The sequence below is a fragment of the Pseudomonas lijiangensis genome, assembly GCF_018968705.1.
Taxonomy (GTDB): Bacteria; Pseudomonadota; Gammaproteobacteria; order Pseudomonadales; family Pseudomonadaceae; genus Aquipseudomonas; species Aquipseudomonas lijiangensis.
This window is the reverse complement of sequence record NZ_CP076668.1, coordinates 1,304,686-1,321,084: the sequence shown is the minus strand read 5'-3', so window position 1 is coordinate 1,321,084 and position 16,399 is coordinate 1,304,686. Positions and strand designations below refer to the sequence as shown.

Below are 16,399 nucleotides of genomic sequence, written 5' to 3'. Positions count from 1 at the left end.
CGATTCGGTTATAACGGTTTTCCGCGGTTACCGTGCTGGCTGACAAAGGCCTGCATGGCTTTGAGGTCATTTGGCAAAACAGTGCAGCGCTCGTCGCGCTCGAACAAATCAGACAAATGTGCAGGTAGCTCAAGCGCTTTTCCTACGCCTGCCTTCTCCACTGCCTCAGGGAATTTGACCGGATGGGCGGTGCCCAGGATCACCATTGGCGTGTCGAGGCTACGACGGCACTCGCGAGCGGCCTTGACGCCGATTGCGGTGTGCGGATCCAGCACTTCACCGGTGCGCGCGAACACTTCGGCGATGGTTTCGCAGGTCTGCTCGTCGCTGACCGCCAGCGAGTCGAACAGCTTGCGTGTTTCGGTCCAGCGATCTTCATCGACGCTGAAACCGCCACCCTGCTTGAAGGTGTCCATCAGACCGGCAATGGCTGCACCACTGCGACCATGCATATCGAACAGCAGACGCTCGAAGTTCGACGACACCATGATGTCCATCGAAGGCGACAGTGTGGCGTGCAGGGTTTCCTTGACGTACTGATTGCCGCTCATGAAGCGGTGCAGGATGTCGTTGCGGTTGGTGGCGACGATCAGTTGATTGACCGGCAGGCCCATGTTGCGTGCCAGGTAACCGGCGAAGATGTCGCCGAAGTTGCCGGTAGGCACGGAGAACGATACCGAACGTGCCGGGCCGCCCAACTGCAGGGCCGCGTGGAAGTAGTAGACGATCTGGGCCATGATCCGCGCCCAGTTGATCGAGTTGACCGCTACCAGACGGGTGCCCTTGAGGAAGCCCTGGTCGGCGAAGCTGGCCTTGACCATTTCCTGGCAGTCGTCGAAGTTGCCTTCGATGGCGATGTTGTGGATGTTGTCGCCGAAGATGGTGGTCATCTGGCGGCGCTGAACGTCCGAAACACGCTTGTTGGGGTGCAGGATGAAGATATCGACGTTGTCGCAACGACGGCAGCCTTCAATCGCCGCAGAGCCGGTATCACCGGAAGTGGCACCGATGATGACCACACGCTCGCCACGCTTGGCCAGCACGTAATCCAGCAGACGACCGAGCAATTGCAGGGCGAAGTCCTTGAACGCCAGGGTCGGGCCGTGAAACAGCTCAAGTACCCACTCGTTGCCGTCCAGCTGACGCAGCGGCGCAACCGAACTGTGGGCGAATACGCCGTAGGTTTCTTCGAGGATCTTCTTGAAGTCTGCATCCGGGATGCTGCCATCCACGAAGGGACGCATCACCCGGAAAGCCAGTTCGTGATACGGAAGGCCCGCCCAGGAAGCGATTTCTTCCTGAGTGAAACGTGGCAGGTTTTCCGGCACGTACAGGCCGCCATCGCTGGCGAGGCCTGCAAGCAACACATCTTCAAAATTCAACGCAGGCGCTTGGCCGCGGGTACTGATGTAGCGCATTTTTTCAAACCTTTGGTTTGAGCTGCAAGCTTCAAGCGACAAGCTACAAGCAAGAGCACACGGGCTTCTGACTTGCAGCTTGCAGCTTGTTACTTGCCGCTATCAATTAATTCAGATGTTCAACACGAATCCGCACAACAGGACCCACCACATCCTGCAAGGCTTCAAGCGCCGTAATCGCATCGTTCATGCGCTGCTCGCGTACGCGGTGCGTCAGCAGAATCATCGGAACCAGGCCGTCCTGTTCTTCGACTTCCTTCTGCATGATCGATTCAATATTGATGCCGCGTTCGGACAGGATGCTTGCAACCTGCGCCAGCACGCCCGGATGATCCTTGGCCTGGATGCGCAGGTAATAGGCACTTTCGCACGCCTCGATCGGCAGGATCGGGTGAGCGGACAGCGAATCCGGCTGGAACGCCAGGTGAGGTACGCGATTCTCGGGGTCGGAAGTCATGGCACGCACGACGTCCACCAGATCCGCCACCACGGAAGAAGCCGTTGGCTCCATGCCGGCGCCAGCACCGTAGAACAGGGTCGAACCCGAAGCATCGCCATTGACCATGACCGCGTTCATCACGCCATTGACGTTGGCGATCAGGCGATCGGCCGGGATCAGCGTCGGGTGTACACGCAACTCGATACCCTGCTCCGTGCTGCGGGCAACACCCAGGTGCTTGATGCGATAGCCAAGGGCTTCGGCGTAGTTCACGTCGGCAGTGGTCAGCTTGGTGATGCCTTCGGTGTAGGCCTTGTCGAACTGCAACGGGATACCGAATGCAATGGAAGCCAGAATCGTCAGCTTGTGGGCGGCGTCGATGCCTTCTACGTCGAAGGTCGGATCGGCTTCGGCGTAACCCAGGGCCTGGGCTTCTGCCAGGACGTCCGGGAAAGTACGGCCTTTCTCGCGCATTTCGGTGAGGATGAAGTTACCGGTGCCGTTGATGATCCCGGCCACCCAGTTGATACGGTTGGCCGACAGGCCTTCACGGATGGCCTTGATGACCGGGATACCGCCCGCAACAGCGGCTTCGAACGCCACGATCACGCCCTTCTCACGGGCCTTGGCGAAGATTTCATTGCCATGTACCGCGATCAGCGCCTTGTTGGCGGTCACCACGTGCTTGCCGTTTTCGATGGCCTTGAGCACCAGCTCACGGGCGACGGTGTAGCCACCGATCAGCTCGACGACGATATCGATTTCAGGATTTTCCGCCACGGCGAATACGTCGCTGGTGGTGGGTGTACCGGTAATCTGGCAGTTGGGGTTTGGTGTACGAACCGCAATTTGCGCAACTTCGATTCCACGCCCGGCACGGCGGGCAATCTCCTCGGCGTTACGCTGAAGTACGTTAAAGGTACCGCCACCGACAGTACCCAGCCCACAGATGCCTACTTTGACCGGTTTCACTGATGAACTCCCCGAAAAACGGCCGCCCCGAAGTCGGCCGTGGAAAACAGCCGCATGTCACCATGCGACTCCAATTTTTTAGCGGGATGACGGCAAGGCGTCACCCCATGCCCATGAGGCGTCCTGACGATGCAGGATTTATTTGGCACCCAGCGCCAGCTTGGCAATCTGGGCAGCCGGCTGATAACCAGGAATCAGCTGGCCATCAGCCAGAACAATGGCCGGCGTACCGTTCACGCCAATCGACTGGCCCATTGCAAACTGTTTGGTCACCGGGTTCTCGCACTTCGGCGCCTTGATGTCCTTGCCATCGACCATGCGGTCCATGGCGTCCTTGCGATCCTTGGAGCACCAGACCGCTTGGAGTTGCTGGTCGCCCGGCGAGCCCAGACCCTGACGCGGGAAAGCCAGGTAGCGAACTTCGATACCCATCTTGTTCAACTGACCCACTTCCTCATGCAGCTTGTGGCAATACGGGCAGGTGGTGTCGGTGAAAACGGTGATGTGCGACTTGGTTTCGCCAATGGCCGGATAAACCACCATCTCGGCGGCTGGAACGCCATTGATGGTCTTCGAGATCGCCTGACGCTCGGTCTTCTCGGTCAGGTTGACCGGCTTGCCGTCCTGGATCTGGAACAGGTAACCCTGCACCACGAACTGACCGTCGGCACTGGCATAAAGAACGCGGCCGCCCTTGAGTTTGACTTCATAGAGGCCATTGAGCGGGCTGGCTGCAATGCTTTCTACAGGCAGCTCCAGTTGAAGCGATTCAAGCGTCTTGCGAATGGCTTGATCGGGTACTGCATCGGCCACGGCAAAGGCACTGAAAGAGCCGGCCAGAGCAACAATGGCGGCAGCAAAAATATGAGGCAAGCGCATGAAAACTCCTATAGCGGCGGACAGACCGGCGGCGCTGAAAACCACTGACGCCGACTTCAGTCTGTGAAACCGCCAAAGCCTATCACATAAGGCCTGTAACACCGACCCGGACAAACGTAACTTAAATCAGGATCAGCCCCGCGGATGGTGCCTGGCATGCATCTCTTGCAAGCGAGCACGGGCAACATGGGTGTAAATCTGTGTCGTGGACAGATCACTGTGGCCCAGCAACATCTGGACGACCCGCAAGTCGGCACCATGATTGAGCAAATGAGTGGCAAAGGCATGACGCAAGGTATGAGGCGACAGTGACTTGCTGATACCCGCGACCGCTGCCTGATGCTTGATGCGATGCCAGAAGGTCTGCCGCGTCATTTGCTCACCACGCAGGCTGGGAAACAGAACATCACTGGGACGTCCACCCAGCAGCTCGTCCCGAGCACTGCGCATGTACCGCTCGACCCAGACAATAGCCTCTTCTCCCATGGGCACCAACCTTTCCTTACTGCCCTTGCCCATGATTCTCAGGACACCCTGACGCAGATTGACCTGCTCCAGAGTCAGGCTGATGAGTTCAGTGACCCGCAGGCCACAGGCATAAAGCACCTCCAGCATCGCCCGGTCACGCTCACCGATCGGCTCGCTCAGATCAGGTGCTGCCAGCAGGGCTTCCACATCGGCTTCGGACAGGGATTTAGGCAGTGGCTTGCCCAGTTGCGGCATATCGATCAGTAACGTCGGATCGACAGCAATCAGCCGCTCGCGCAGCAGGTAGCGATAGAAACCACGGGCTCCGGACAGAAAACGGGCCGTCGAACGGGGCTTGTAGCCCTGATCCATTCGCCAGGACAGGTGATCGAGAATCACATCACGCCCGGCTTCGATCAGATCAACGTTGCACTCCTGCAGCCAGCCATTGAACAGGGCCAGGTCACTGCGATAAGAATCACGGGTGTTATCGGACAAACCTTTTTCCAGCCAGAGCGCATCCAGAAAACGGTCGATCAGTGGGTGGTCGATAGCAGACATTTTCACTCGTAAGCAGTGTGGCGACAGATGAGTTGCATGATGAAACGACAGACAACAAAAAAGCAGCCCGAAGGCTGCTTTTTTTATGCATCGAAAGACTGTATCAGGACAGTTTTTCTTTGATGCGAGCTGCTTTACCGGACAGGTCACGCAGGTAGTACAGTTTGGCCTTGCGAACGTCGCCGCGACGTTTCACAGCCAGGCTGTCGATTTGCGGGCTGTAGGTCTGGAAAGTACGCTCAACGCCAACACCGTTGGAGATTTTACGAACAGTGAAAGCACTGTTCACGCCACGGTTACGCTTGGCAATTACAACGCCTTCGAACGCTTGCAGACGCGCGCGATCGCCTTCCTTTACTTTCACCTGAACGACGATGGTATCGCCTGGGGCAAAGGTAGGGATTTCTTTGGTCATCTGCTCTGCTTCGAGGGCAAGAATGATTTTGTTAGTCATGCTGGTGCTCCTAAGGTAATCCGTCTGGATCGACCATCGATACGTTAACTATCGTCCCGCTCGCGGATGTATTCCGCCAGCAGCTTCTTCTCTTCTCCAGAAAGCGAGCGGCTTTCCAGAAGATCGGCGCGTCGTTCATAGGTCCGCCCAAGGGACTGCTGTAAACGCCAACGCCGGATGTGCGCGTGATTGCCACTTAGCAACACGTCGGGAACACGCTGATCCGCATACACCTCAGGTCGGGTGTAGTGCGGGCAATCCAGCAGACCGTCCGTGAAGGAATCTTCCTCCGCGGAGTCCACATGCCCTAAAGCTCCAGGCAGCAGTCGCGTAACCGCGTCGATCAGCACCATCGCCGGTAGCTCGCCACCGGACAATACATAGTCGCCAATCGACCACTCTTCATCGACATGAGCCTCAATAAAACGCTCGTCAATGCCTTCATAACGACCGGCGATGAGGATAATCGCTTCCTCCTGCGCCAGTTCGCGCACCGCAGACTGATTCAGCTTGCGGCCTTGTGGCGACAGGTAAATTACCTTCGCCGCATCCCCTGCAGCCTGCCTGGCCTGAACCAGAGCATCCTCAAGAGGCTTGATCTTCATCACCATGCCCGGACCACCGCCAAATGGGCGATCATCCACAGTGTGATGACGATCAGTGGTGTAGTCCCGCGGATTCCAACAAGTGAGCTGCAAGAGCCCCTGTTTCACCGCACGGCTGGTAATGCCGTATTCGCTGATGGCGGAAAACATCTCCGGGAACAAACTGATGACTTCTATGCGTAGGCTAGCCATGGCATTCAGAAGTCCGCATCCCAATCCACCTTCATCTCGCCGGCGTCAAGGTCGATTGCCAGCACGCATTGCTCCGTATAGGGCAACAGACGCTCGCGATCATCCAGACTGCCCGCGCAGGGCTTGACCACCATTACATCGTTCGAGCCGGTTTCAAGCAGGTGATCGATCTTGCCGAGCAATTGCCCGAGCGTGTCGATGACCTTCAGGCCTTCAAGCTGGTACCAGTAGTACTCGCCATCGTCCAGATCAGGGAACAGGCTACGCTGCACGCAGATTTCGCAACCGGACAGAAGACGAGCTTCGTCGCGATCATCGAGACCCTTGAGCTTTGCGACCAGAAACTTGCCTTGCAAGCGTCCGCTGACCAGCTCTACCTGTTTTTCCACCCGCCCTTCGCGCCGCAGCGTCCAGGTCGTGTAGTCCAGCAGGTTATCAATCGGATCCGTAAAGGAATAAACCTTCACTTCGCCGCGAACGCCATGAACCGAGAAAATCTTGCCTATGACGATCAGATCGTCGGCAGATGCAGGCGTCGCATTCATAGGTTTCAGGCCGCGGCCTTGGCCTTGTTGTGCTCTTTGATCAACTGGGCAACGCGCTCGGAAGTCTGAGCGCCAACGCCCAGCCAGTAGTTCAGGCGTTCTTCGTTGACGGACAGACGAACTTCCTGACCACGAGCAATCGGGTTGAAGAAACCGATTTGTTCTTTGTGGGAACCGTCACGAGCGTTGCGGCTGTCGGTTACGGTCAGGTGGTAAAACGGGCGCTTTTTGGAGCCGCCAAGGGCAAGACGGATGGTTAGCATTGAACATCGTTCCTGTAGTCGGTGCTGCAAATCTAAGATGCACAGCGGGCATGGGTGCCCGAAAGGCCGCATATTCTAAGGAATATCCCGACTTTTGCAAATGACTTTTTCCGGCGCAGGCCGGCGTGCCATCCAGATTTGCAATGAAACTGTCGTGAGACAGCAGGTTGAGTCCCGCATGACGCGGGATTGCTGGAGGCCAGGCCTCCAGAATTGAATGCGCGCAAAGCCTCTTGCGCGCGACGCAATCACATTTTTGGCATGCCGCCGCCAGGGAACATTCCACCCATGCCGCGCATCATTTTTGCCATACCGCCCTTGGCGGAGAATTTCTTCATCATCTTCTGCATCTGCTTGTGCTGCTTGATCAGACGCCCGATGTCCTGAACCTGGGTGCCCGAACCGATGGCGATACGGCGCTTGCGCGAACCGCTGATCAGATCCGGGTCGCGACGCTCGGCCGGCGTCATCGAATTGATGATGGCTTCCATCTGCTTGAACTGCTTCTCGGCCACGCCCTGGGCATTGCCCATCTGCGAGAGGTTCATGCCACCGATGCTGGGCAGTTTGTCCATAAGGCCGCCAAGGCCGCCCATGTTCTTCATCTGTTGCAGCTGATCGCGGAAATCTTCGAGGTCGAAGCCCTTGCCCTTCTTGAGCTTCTTGGCCAGCTTGTCGGCTTTCTCTTTATCCAGAGTCTGCTCGGCCTGCTCGATCAGGCTGAGGACGTCGCCCATGCCGAGAATTCGCGACGCGATACGATCGGGGTGGAACGGCTCCAGAGCTTCGCTCTTCTCGCCCATACCGATGAACTTGATCGGCTTGCCGGTAATCGCACGCACCGACAACGCAGCACCGCCGCGAGCATCGCCATCGACCTTGGTGAGCACCACACCGGTCAGCGGCAGCGCATCGCCGAACGCCTTGGCGGTATTGGCCGCATCCTGACCGGTCATGGCATCGACCACGAACAGGGTTTCAGCCGGTTTCACCTCGGCATGCAACGCCTGGATCTCGGTCATCATCTCGGCATCGACGTGCAGGCGACCTGCGGTGTCGACGATCACGACATCGATGAACTTGAGCCTGGCTTCGCGAATGGCAGCCTGGGCAATGTCCACAGGCTTCTGGCTGATATCGGAAGCGAAGAACGTCACGCCGATATCGTTGGCCAGGGTTTCAAGCTGCTTGATGGCCGCGGGACGATAGACGTCCACCGACACGACCATCACGGTTTTCTTCTTGCGCTCTTTAAGGAAGCGAGCAAGTTTGCCAGCAGTGGTGGTTTTACCCGCACCCTGCAGACCGGCCATCAACACGACCGCCGGAGGCGTGACGTTGAGCACCAGGTCTTCGTTGGCCGCGCCCATCAGGCTTTCGAGTTCGGCCTGAACGATCTTCACGAACGCCTGACCCGGTGTCAGGCTGCGCGACACCTCGGTGCCGACGGCACGTTCCTTGACGCTATTGACGAAGTCCTTGACCACCGGCAGGGCGACATCGGCTTCGAGCAAAGCCATGCGCACTTCGCGCAGGGTATCTTTGATGTTGTCCTCGGTCAGCTTGGCCTTGCCAGTTACGTGGCGCAGCGTCTGCGAGAGGCGGTCGGTAAGGTTTTCAAACATGCGCGATCCTTTCAGGCTCTGGTCGAACCCCGGTTGATGCGGCCCGGCCCGCAATAAAATGGCGCTCGGCGAGCCTTCGGCTTGAGCTGGTCGCGGATTATAGCGAAGACTCCGCTGAACTGACACCACGCTGACTGCTTATGTAGTCTTTCGTGAAATGTCGGTTCTATGCCAAACTCAGCGTCTTTCGGGCTCGTCCTTCAGGATCTATGTTCCCTCTAACACCCAGTCTGCTTTCAAGCCTCGCCGCCGCAAGCCTCTATGCCGCTGCGACCGTCTATCAGGGCGTACGCCTGAATCAGACCGCCAAACCCGACAAGCGGCTGCTTGTACTGCTCGGCACCCTGGCCGTCATTGCCCATGCCATCGGCCTTTATTCCCAACTGATGCGCCCGGCAGGCCTGGGTCTGGACTTTTTCAACTCCGCCAGTCTGATCGCCGTGTCAGTCATCGCCCTGACCCTGATCGCCACCACGCGAATTCCCGTGGAAAACCTGCTGGTGCTGCTGTTCCCGCTGGGCATGATCACCACCCTGCTGGCCCAGTACGCCCCAAGCGGCACCGTGCAGCCGATCATTGAAGAACCGGGCATTCTCAGCCACATCCTGCTTTCCATCCTGGCGTACGGCATGTTCACCATCGCGGTGTTCCAGGCGCTGCTGTTGCTATTGCAGGATCATCAGCTCAAGAACAAGCATCCTTCGGGGCTGATCAAGAACTTCCCGCCCCTGCAAACCATGGAAAGCCTGCTGTTCGGCTTCCTCTGGGCCGGCTGGACCCTGCTGTCGCTGTCGCTGATTTCCGGCTGGGTGTTCGTCGAGAACCTGTTTGCCCAGCACCTGGTACACAAGACCCTGCTCGCCTGTCTGGCCTGGGTCGTGTTCAGTGTTCTGCTGTGGGGTCGCAACCGTCTCGGCTGGCGTGGGCACAAAGCCATTCGCTGGACGCTGGGCGGCTTCTGCCTGCTGATGCTGGCCTACTTCGGCAGCAAGCTGGTACGTGAATTCATTCTGCATATCTGACGGGCGTCGATCATGGATAATCTGCCCCTCGGCCCACTTCTGGGTGTGCTGACCCTGCTGATGCTCTGGTCCGGTCTGCTGACCGCAGTCGAGACCGCCCATCATCTGCTCAAGACCTTGCGTGTCGGCAAACGCCCCAACGAAGCCGCGGCCTTTCCCGAACTGGCTTTCGAGCTCAACAGCCTGATCCTGAGCAATACGCTGATCAAGACCCTGATCACCGTCATCGCCACACTGGTTGCCGTCAATAGCTGGCTATATAACGGCCCGACTGTCGCGTGGCTCATCACCGCTGCAGCCATGCTGGTCTTTGCCGAACTGATCCCGCGCCGCCTTGCAGCCCGCTACCCTGTCGCCACGCTATTGCTGGGCAACGGCACACTGCGCATCCCGATGAAGATCGTCTGGCCGCTGGCCTGCGTTTTCAGCGCGATTGCCAAATACCTGCTGCGCCTTTTCGGCGTTCGCAAAGTGACAGGCCTGGATCATGATCTGGATGATACGCTCCAGAAATCCGGCCATGACGGCGTACAGGAACATCATCCACGGGCCAATGTGCTGTCGGGCATCCACGCCCTGGACAGCATCACGGTCAATGACATTCTGATACCACGCAACGAAGTGGACGGCGTCAACCTCGACGACCCCATCGAACAGATCATCGAACGCCTGATCATTTCCCGACACACTCGCCTGCCGGTCTATCACAACGATATCAATCAGGTGCAGGGCATCCTCAATACCCGTCAAATCAGCCATCTGCTGCCCAAGGCCGAGCTGACCAAGGAACAATTGCTGGCTGTCTGCTACGAGCCTTACTTCGTGCCCGAAAGCACGCCACTGCAGTTGCAACTGCTGAACTTCCACAAGCAGCAGCGTCGGCTGGGCGTGGTGGTGGACGAATATGGCGAAGTGCTCGGCATCGTCAGCCTGGAAGACATTCTTGAAGAGATCGTCGGCGAATTCGAGAACGAGCAGAGCCTCAACAATCCTCACGTCACCCGTCAGGCGGACGGGCGCCTTGAAGTGGAAGGCGCGGCCTCGATTCGCGACCTGAACAAGAGCCTGGGCTGGCACCTGCCTTCCGACGGCCCCAAGACCCTGAATGGCCTGGTCACCGAAGCCCTGGAAACCATCCCCGAAGGTCCGGTCTGCCTGAAAATCGGCCCTTACCGGCTGGAAATCCTGGAAACCGAGGACAATCGCGTGAAGCGGGTCCTGATGTGGCAGAACGCTCCGAGCCTGGTTTTCAAGTAGACATCCCGCGAGATGTTGCCACTTGTTTCGCAAGCGAAGCCCTTCCTATAATCCCTTCGCTTACCCAGCCAGCCGTAGCGCGTGCTACCCGCACCCAGCGCAGACGGCCAGTCATTCAGCCTGAACGACTCGCACCTTTCATGACACGCTCCCATCCACGAGCGCTGCCATTGCCCTCCAGCCCAACCGGGCCACTCTGATCAGCGCTGTGCCCACAATCACAAGAATGAACATTTGCCGCTGCATGCCACACGCAGCAGGCAAGATGACTGTCAGGGATATCCGCATGACCAGCACTGCTACTCTCAGCGAAAACGACGATACCCAAACACCGCCCACCAACTCGCCAACCCGCGTTGCCACTGCCAGTTTCATTGGCACCGCCATCGAGTTCTACGACTTCTACGTCTACGCCACGGCTGCGGCCCTGGTGATCGGGCCGGTGTTCTTTCCACAGACCTCCGGCACCGCACAGATGCTGTCGTCCTTTCTGACCTTCGGCATCGCCTTCCTCGCTCGTCCGCTAGGGTCGGCACTGTTCGGCCATTTCGGCGACCGTATCGGACGCAAGTCGACGCTGGTCGCCTCATTACTGCTGATGGGGGTCTGCACCACCTTGATTGGCGTGCTGCCCGGCTACGCGACCATCGGAGCCTGGGCGCCGATCATTCTCTGCCTGCTGCGTTTCGGCCAGGGCCTGGGGCTTGGCGGCGAATGGGGTGGCGCCGCGCTGCTGGCGACTGAAAATGCGCCCAAAGGCAAACGAGCCTGGTTCGGCATGTTCCCGCAACTGGGGCCATCCATTGGTTTTCTGGCAGCCAACGGCCTGTTTCTGGCATTGGCGCTGACTCTGGACGACGAGCAATTCCGCTCGTGGGGCTGGCGGATTCCCTTCCTGCTCAGCGCCGCACTGGTCATGGTCGGCCTGTATGTACGCCTGAAACTGGAAGAAACACCGGTCTTCGCCAAAGCCATCGCGCGCCATGAAAGGGTCAGGATGCCGATTGTGGAAACCTTCAGCCAGCACTGGAAACCGATGCTGCTGGGTGCCGCCTCGATGGTGGTGTGCTACGCGCTGTTTTATATCTCGACGGTCTTTTCCCTGAGTTATGGGGTATCGACACTGGGCTACAGCCGGGAAACCTTTCTGGGGCTGCTGTGCTTTGCGGTGCTGTTCATGGCGGCGGCCACGCCTCTGTCGGCCTGGGCAAGCGATCGCTTCGGACGCAAGCCGGTGCTGATTGTCGGCGGTGTACTGGCGATTCTCTCGGGTTTTCTCATGGAACCGCTGCTCACCCACGGCACGACCTGGGGCGTTGCGCTGTTCCTGTGTATCGAGCTGTTCCTGATGGGCGTGACCTTCGCCCCCATGGGCGCACTGCTGCCGGAGCTGTTCCCGACCCAGGTGCGTTACACCGGCGCATCGGCAGCCTATAACCTGGGCGGCATTGTCGGCGCTTCAGTCGCACCGTTCTTTGCACAGAAACTGGTGGCCATGGGCGGTTTGAGCTGGGTAGGCGGGTATGTGTCGGCCGCAGCGCTGATCAGCCTGCTGGCTGTGCTGTGCCTGAAAGAGACGCGGGACAGAGAGCTCTGAAGACCCAGTGGGAGCGAATTCATTCGCGAATGAGCGGAGCGCCGCCCGATTCGCTCCCACACAGAGCAGTTACAGGATGACGTTGACCGCCGCCGAAGCACGGGTCGCCTTGGCGCGTGCGGCTTCGATGGACTCGTCACGAGCCAGGGCTACGCCCATGCGGCGCTGGCCGTTCACTTCAGGCTTGCCGAACAGACGCAAAGCCGTATCCGGTTCGGCCAGTGCAGCACCCAGGTTGGCAAAAGCAGTCTTCGTGGACTGGCCTTCAACCAGAATCACCGACGAAGCCGATGGCCCGAACTGACGGATCAACGGTACAGGCAGGCCCAGAATGGCGCGGGCATGCAGTGCGAACTGGGACAGGTCCTGAGAAATCAGGGTTACCAGACCGGTGTCATGGGGGCGCGGCGACACTTCGCTGAACCATACCTGATCGCCCTTGATGAACAGCTCGACACCAAAGATACCGCGACCACCCAAAGCCTCGGTCACTGCCTTGGCAACGCGCTCGGACTCGGCCAGAGCAACCGGGCTCATGGCCTGTGGCTGCCAGGACTCCTGATAGTCGCCCTTCTCCTGGCGATGACCAACCGGCGCACAGAACGTGGTGCCGCCTACATGGCGTACGGTCAGCAGGGTGATTTCGTAATCGAAATCGATAAAGCCTTCAACGATCACGCGGCCCTTGCCGGCACGACCGCCTTCCTGCGCGTAATCCCAGGCCTTCTGGATATCATCGGCGCTCTTGAGCAGGCTCTGGCCCTTGCCCGACGAACTCATGACCGGCTTGACCACACATGGGAAACCCAGATCCAGGACCGCTTTGCTGTAGTCCTCGAAGGTATCGGCAAAGTGATACGGCGACGTCGGCAGCTTGAGCTCTTCGGCAGCAAGGCGACGAATGCCTTCACGGTTCATGGTCAGTTGCGCAGCACGGGCCGTCGGGATGACAGTGAAACCTTCGGACTCAAGCTCGACCAGCGTGGACGTGGCGATGGCTTCGATTTCCGGAACGATGAAGTGCGGCTTCTCGGCCTCGACCACTGCACGCAGCGCAGCGCCGTCCAGCATATTGATCACGTGGCTGCGATGAGCGACCTGCATGGCAGGCGCATCGGCATAACGGTCAACAGCGATCACTTCGACGCCCAGGCGTTGCAGCTCGATCACTACTTCCTTGCCCAGCTCGCCACTGCCGCAGAACAATACGCGAGTCGCGGTAGGCGACAGTGGAGTTCCGATTTGAGTCATCTCAGGTCCTCGTGAAGCAGATATCGATGGCAACCCGCCGTATGCGAGCGACCGCTTTGAAGAAAGGCGCGCAATTTACCACGAAGCCCTGCAAATAGGGGCTCAACCCGGACAAGCGTTCTTGCGGATACGCCAGGCCATGATCAGCCAGACGGCAGTAACGCCCGCGAACTTGGAACCCAGGGCTGTCAGGATCACCGGTGCCGTCAGGGCATCGATCAGGCCGAAAAAGATAAAGGTGTCCAGCGGAATACTCAGGGCCGAACTGATCCACAGGCGATCATGCAGCGGGCGCTTGGTGATGCTGAACACCAGCCAGTCGATGCATTCGGACACCGCGAACGCCGTGGCGCTGGCCAGCGCGATGGCCGGCTCGCTGGTGACGTAGGACAGCAGCAATGCCACCAGCATGGCGAGAATCGCGCCATGGCCGAACCGGGTCTGCACCATATCGCGCAGCACAAACACCAGCCCGCCCCACGCCGACCAGATGATGTCCAGATGTGGCGCGGTGGAAAAGGCGAAATTGATCAGCACGACACTGCCGATGTACGCGATCAGGTAAATCATGGAAAAGATGTCTTGGGAAAAAACGGGCGGCAATGGTAGCAGACATCAGCCCTGTGGGAGGGGCCTTGGCCGCGACAGCCAGTTTGAAGGCGCTGAAAAATGTGTTGTTTGTAAGCAAGTCGTCGCGGCCAAGGCCCCTCCCACTTCATCGCATGTACGCCCTATCCCAACGTCCAGACCACCCCGCTCGCCTTGGCCCGTTCATGGCACAACCCCAGCACCGCACGCCGCTCGTCATTGCTCATGCGGCTCCAGCCAGTAATCTCGCCTACAGTTCGCTGGCAGCCGGTGCAGATATCGTCTTCGTCCAGGGCGCAAATGCTCACGCAGGGCGAACGGACGGGTTTTTCCGGAGTGGATTCAGTGCTCATCAATCTTCCTGCACGGCCAGGTCGCGGGCGTAACGCTGGGCATTGTGGACATAATGCGCGGCGCTGGCTTCAAGCATTTTCTTCTGCACATCGGTGAGTTCGCGCACCACCTTGCCCGGCGAGCCCATCACCAGAGAGCCATCGGGGATGACCTTGCCTTCGCCGATCAGCGAATTGGCGCCGATGATGCAGTATTTGCCGATCTTTGCGCCGTTGAGAATCACCGAGTTGATACCGATCAGGCTGTAATCGTCGACGCTGCAACCGTGCAGCATGACGTTATGGCCAATAGTGACGCCTTTGCCGATGTTCAGCGGCGACCCCATATCGGTGTGCATCACCGTACCATCCTGCACGTTGCTGTTCTCGCCGATATGAATCAGCTCGTTATCGCCCCGCAGCACCGCGTTGAACCAGACGCTCGAGCCGGCCTCCAGCCTGACCTTGCCGATCAGGACCGCATTGGGCGCGACCCAGCTTTGTGGATCGGTCTGGACACGGGAGTCTCCCAAGCGATATTTCATGGTGTTTCCTCTGGCTGATGACCGCACTCACGGGTGCAGTTCGTTATGAATGACGGCTCAGGTGGTGGATCGCTCGGGCGGATGGTGCAGGCTGATTTTCGCGTCATACAACACATTCACCAGTTCGACGATCATGATCGCCGTCAGCCCCCAGATCTTGTATCCGCCATAACGATAGCTGGGTACGTACCAACTGCGACCGTCATAATCGATCCGGTGCGTGTGCTCACGGGTGTCCTGGCGGAAGAACTCCAGAGGCACGCTGAACACCGCCGCGATTTCGGCATCGTTGGGGCGGTATTCGACAAAATCGGGAATCACGCCGACATAAGGCGTGACCTTGATGCCATGTTTGGAGATCAGCGGGCTCAGAGGGCCGACAATCTCGACAAGACCGGGCGGCAGGCCGATTTCTTCCTCCGCCTCGCGCAGGGCCGTGAATACCAGATCGGGATCTTCCGGATCGCGTCGCCCGCCCGGAAACGCCACCTCCCCGCTGTGGGTGGAAAGCCCGCTGGCACGCAAGGTCAGGATCAACTCGGGCTCGTCACTGCGCGTGACCGGCACCAACACCGCCGCCTCGGGGAAACGTCGATCCGACTCAAGAATATCTGGCGTATGACTGCTGACACGCAGAAGTAGCTCATCCAGCATGGGAAATCTCGATCTGTTGCACTCTTGGCATCATGCACCAAAGCGACGAACTGCCCAACCCCTTGCAGGACGGTCATACAATCGCGAGACTTGCAGATCCGCCCTGCCGCAAGCCAGGATAGCGTCTGCTTTAACGGATCGAACGAACCCATGAAATTCTGCAGCCAGTGCGGTAACCCGGTCATCTTGCGCATTCCCGAAGGCGATAGCCGCCTGCGCCATGTATGCGAGCATTGCCACACCATCCATTATCAGAACCCGAATATCGTAGCCGGCTGCCTTGTGACACAAGGTGAAAAGGTCCTGCTGTGCCGCCGCGCCATCGAACCGCGCCTGGGTTTCTGGACCTTGCCGGCCGGCTTCATGGAGAACGGCGAAACCATCGAGCAGGCAGCGCGACGTGAAACCATCGAGGAGGCCTGCGCCACGCTGACCGATCTGCATCTGTATGCACTGATCGACGTGCCGCACATCAATCAGGTGCATGTGTTCTACCGCGCCGAACTGGCGACTCCAGAATTCGCCGCCGGGGTCGAAAGCCTTGAGGTGCAATTATTCGACGAAGCCGACATTCCATGGCAGGACCTGGCTTTCATGACAGTCAGGCGTACCCTAGAATACTTCTTCGCGGACAGACGCCAGCAGGTTTACCCGGTACACACCAGCGCCCTGCCAGCTTCGCGCCCGATCCAGGACACATAAACAATCCGGCACTCAGGTGCCTTCAGGGAT

The 16,399-nt window shown here is 58.7% G+C and carries 18 protein-coding genes; 4 read left to right on the top strand and 14 right to left on the bottom strand.

All coding sequences use genetic code 11. From position 1 onward, the window contains the following. Positions 1-8: 8 nt before the first annotated feature. From thrC to ffh, 9 genes are all read right to left on the bottom strand, one after another. Positions 9-1,418 carry a threonine synthase gene (gene thrC / locus KQP88_RS05785; protein WP_200993429.1) on the bottom strand — a complete coding sequence of 470 codons (1,410 nt, stop codon included), beginning with the start codon at positions 1,416-1,418 and terminating at the stop codon, positions 9-11. Positions 1,419-1,524: 106 nt separating this feature from the next. Further along, the gene (locus KQP88_RS05780; RefSeq protein ID WP_025258890.1) at positions 1,525-2,829 is read right to left on the bottom strand and encodes a homoserine dehydrogenase; all 1,305 of its coding nucleotides are present in this window, start codon (positions 2,827-2,829) and stop codon (positions 1,525-1,527) included. Positions 2,830-2,967: 138 nt separating this feature from the next. Continuing rightward, on the bottom strand, positions 2,968-3,708 hold the full coding sequence (gene dsbC, locus KQP88_RS05775; RefSeq protein ID WP_200993428.1) for a bifunctional protein-disulfide isomerase/oxidoreductase DsbC: 741 nt from the start codon (positions 3,706-3,708) through the stop codon (positions 2,968-2,970). A gap of 132 nt (positions 3,709-3,840) precedes the next feature. Then, positions 3,841-4,737 (bottom strand): site-specific tyrosine recombinase XerD, encoded by an 897-nt coding sequence (gene xerD, locus KQP88_RS05770; RefSeq protein ID WP_216705078.1) that lies wholly within the window; start codon positions 4,735-4,737, stop codon positions 3,841-3,843. 103 nt (positions 4,738-4,840) lie between these two features. After that, complete coding sequence (rplS, locus tag KQP88_RS05765; RefSeq protein ID WP_025258887.1) at positions 4,841-5,191, bottom strand: 50S ribosomal protein L19; 351 nt, start codon at positions 5,189-5,191, stop codon at positions 4,841-4,843. Between the two features lie 44 nt (positions 5,192-5,235). Next, positions 5,236-5,988 carry a tRNA (guanosine(37)-N1)-methyltransferase TrmD gene (trmD, locus tag KQP88_RS05760; RefSeq protein ID WP_198729008.1) on the bottom strand — a complete coding sequence of 251 codons (753 nt, stop codon included), beginning with the start codon at positions 5,986-5,988 and terminating at the stop codon, positions 5,236-5,238. 5 nt (positions 5,989-5,993) lie between these two features. After that, a complete protein-coding gene (rimM, locus tag KQP88_RS05755) occupies positions 5,994-6,533 on the bottom strand; it encodes a ribosome maturation factor RimM (RefSeq protein ID WP_025258885.1) in 540 nt (179 codons plus the stop codon). Between the two features lie 5 nt (positions 6,534-6,538). Next, on the bottom strand, positions 6,539-6,796 hold the full coding sequence (gene rpsP / locus KQP88_RS05750) for a 30S ribosomal protein S16 (RefSeq protein ID WP_025258884.1): 258 nt from the start codon (positions 6,794-6,796) through the stop codon (positions 6,539-6,541). Between the two features lie 248 nt (positions 6,797-7,044). After that, the gene (gene ffh / locus KQP88_RS05745; RefSeq protein WP_200993426.1) at positions 7,045-8,421 is read right to left on the bottom strand and encodes a signal recognition particle protein; all 1,377 of its coding nucleotides are present in this window, start codon (positions 8,419-8,421) and stop codon (positions 7,045-7,047) included. 209 nt (positions 8,422-8,630) lie between these two features. Here ffh and KQP88_RS05740 point away from each other — a divergent pair, with 209 nt between their 5' ends. From KQP88_RS05740 to KQP88_RS05730, 3 genes are all read left to right on the top strand, one after another. Next, on the top strand, positions 8,631-9,443 hold the full coding sequence (locus tag KQP88_RS05740; RefSeq protein WP_216705077.1) for a cytochrome C assembly family protein: 813 nt from the start codon (positions 8,631-8,633) through the stop codon (positions 9,441-9,443). Between the two features lie 12 nt (positions 9,444-9,455). After that, positions 9,456-10,700 carry a transporter associated domain-containing protein gene (locus KQP88_RS05735; RefSeq protein ID WP_216705076.1) on the top strand — a complete coding sequence of 415 codons (1,245 nt, stop codon included), beginning with the start codon at positions 9,456-9,458 and terminating at the stop codon, positions 10,698-10,700. A 286-nt stretch (positions 10,701-10,986) separates the two neighbouring features. Next, positions 10,987-12,297, top strand: coding sequence for an MFS transporter (locus KQP88_RS05730; protein WP_216705075.1), 1,311 nt, complete (start codon positions 10,987-10,989; stop codon positions 12,295-12,297). 69 nt (positions 12,298-12,366) lie between these two features. Here the strand turns inward: KQP88_RS05730 and purT are convergent, their stop codons facing one another. From purT to KQP88_RS05705, 5 genes are all read right to left on the bottom strand, one after another. Next, positions 12,367-13,548, bottom strand: coding sequence for a formate-dependent phosphoribosylglycinamide formyltransferase (purT, locus tag KQP88_RS05725; RefSeq protein ID WP_216705074.1), 1,182 nt, complete (start codon positions 13,546-13,548; stop codon positions 12,367-12,369). 102 nt (positions 13,549-13,650) lie between these two features. After that, a complete protein-coding gene (locus KQP88_RS05720) occupies positions 13,651-14,118 on the bottom strand; it encodes a VUT family protein (protein WP_216705073.1) in 468 nt (155 codons plus the stop codon). Between the two features lie 161 nt (positions 14,119-14,279). After that, positions 14,280-14,489 carry a DUF1289 domain-containing protein gene (locus KQP88_RS05715; protein ID WP_216705072.1) on the bottom strand — a complete coding sequence of 70 codons (210 nt, stop codon included), beginning with the start codon at positions 14,487-14,489 and terminating at the stop codon, positions 14,280-14,282. Next, a complete protein-coding gene (locus KQP88_RS05710; RefSeq protein ID WP_200993421.1) occupies positions 14,489-15,013 on the bottom strand; it encodes a gamma carbonic anhydrase family protein in 525 nt (174 codons plus the stop codon). Before KQP88_RS05710 ends, KQP88_RS05715 begins: the two co-directional genes overlap by 1 nt. Positions 15,014-15,070: 57 nt before the next feature. Next, entirely contained in the window at positions 15,071-15,667 is a 597-nt protein-coding gene (locus KQP88_RS05705) for a CoA pyrophosphatase (RefSeq protein WP_025258875.1), read from the bottom strand. Between the two features lie 150 nt (positions 15,668-15,817). On the opposite strand from KQP88_RS05705, the gene KQP88_RS05700 reads away from it, so the two are divergent. Continuing rightward, positions 15,818-16,369: an NUDIX hydrolase gene (locus KQP88_RS05700; RefSeq protein WP_025258874.1), complete on the top strand. Its 552-nt coding sequence runs from the start codon at positions 15,818-15,820 to the stop codon at positions 16,367-16,369. Positions 16,370-16,399: the final 30 nt, after the last annotated feature.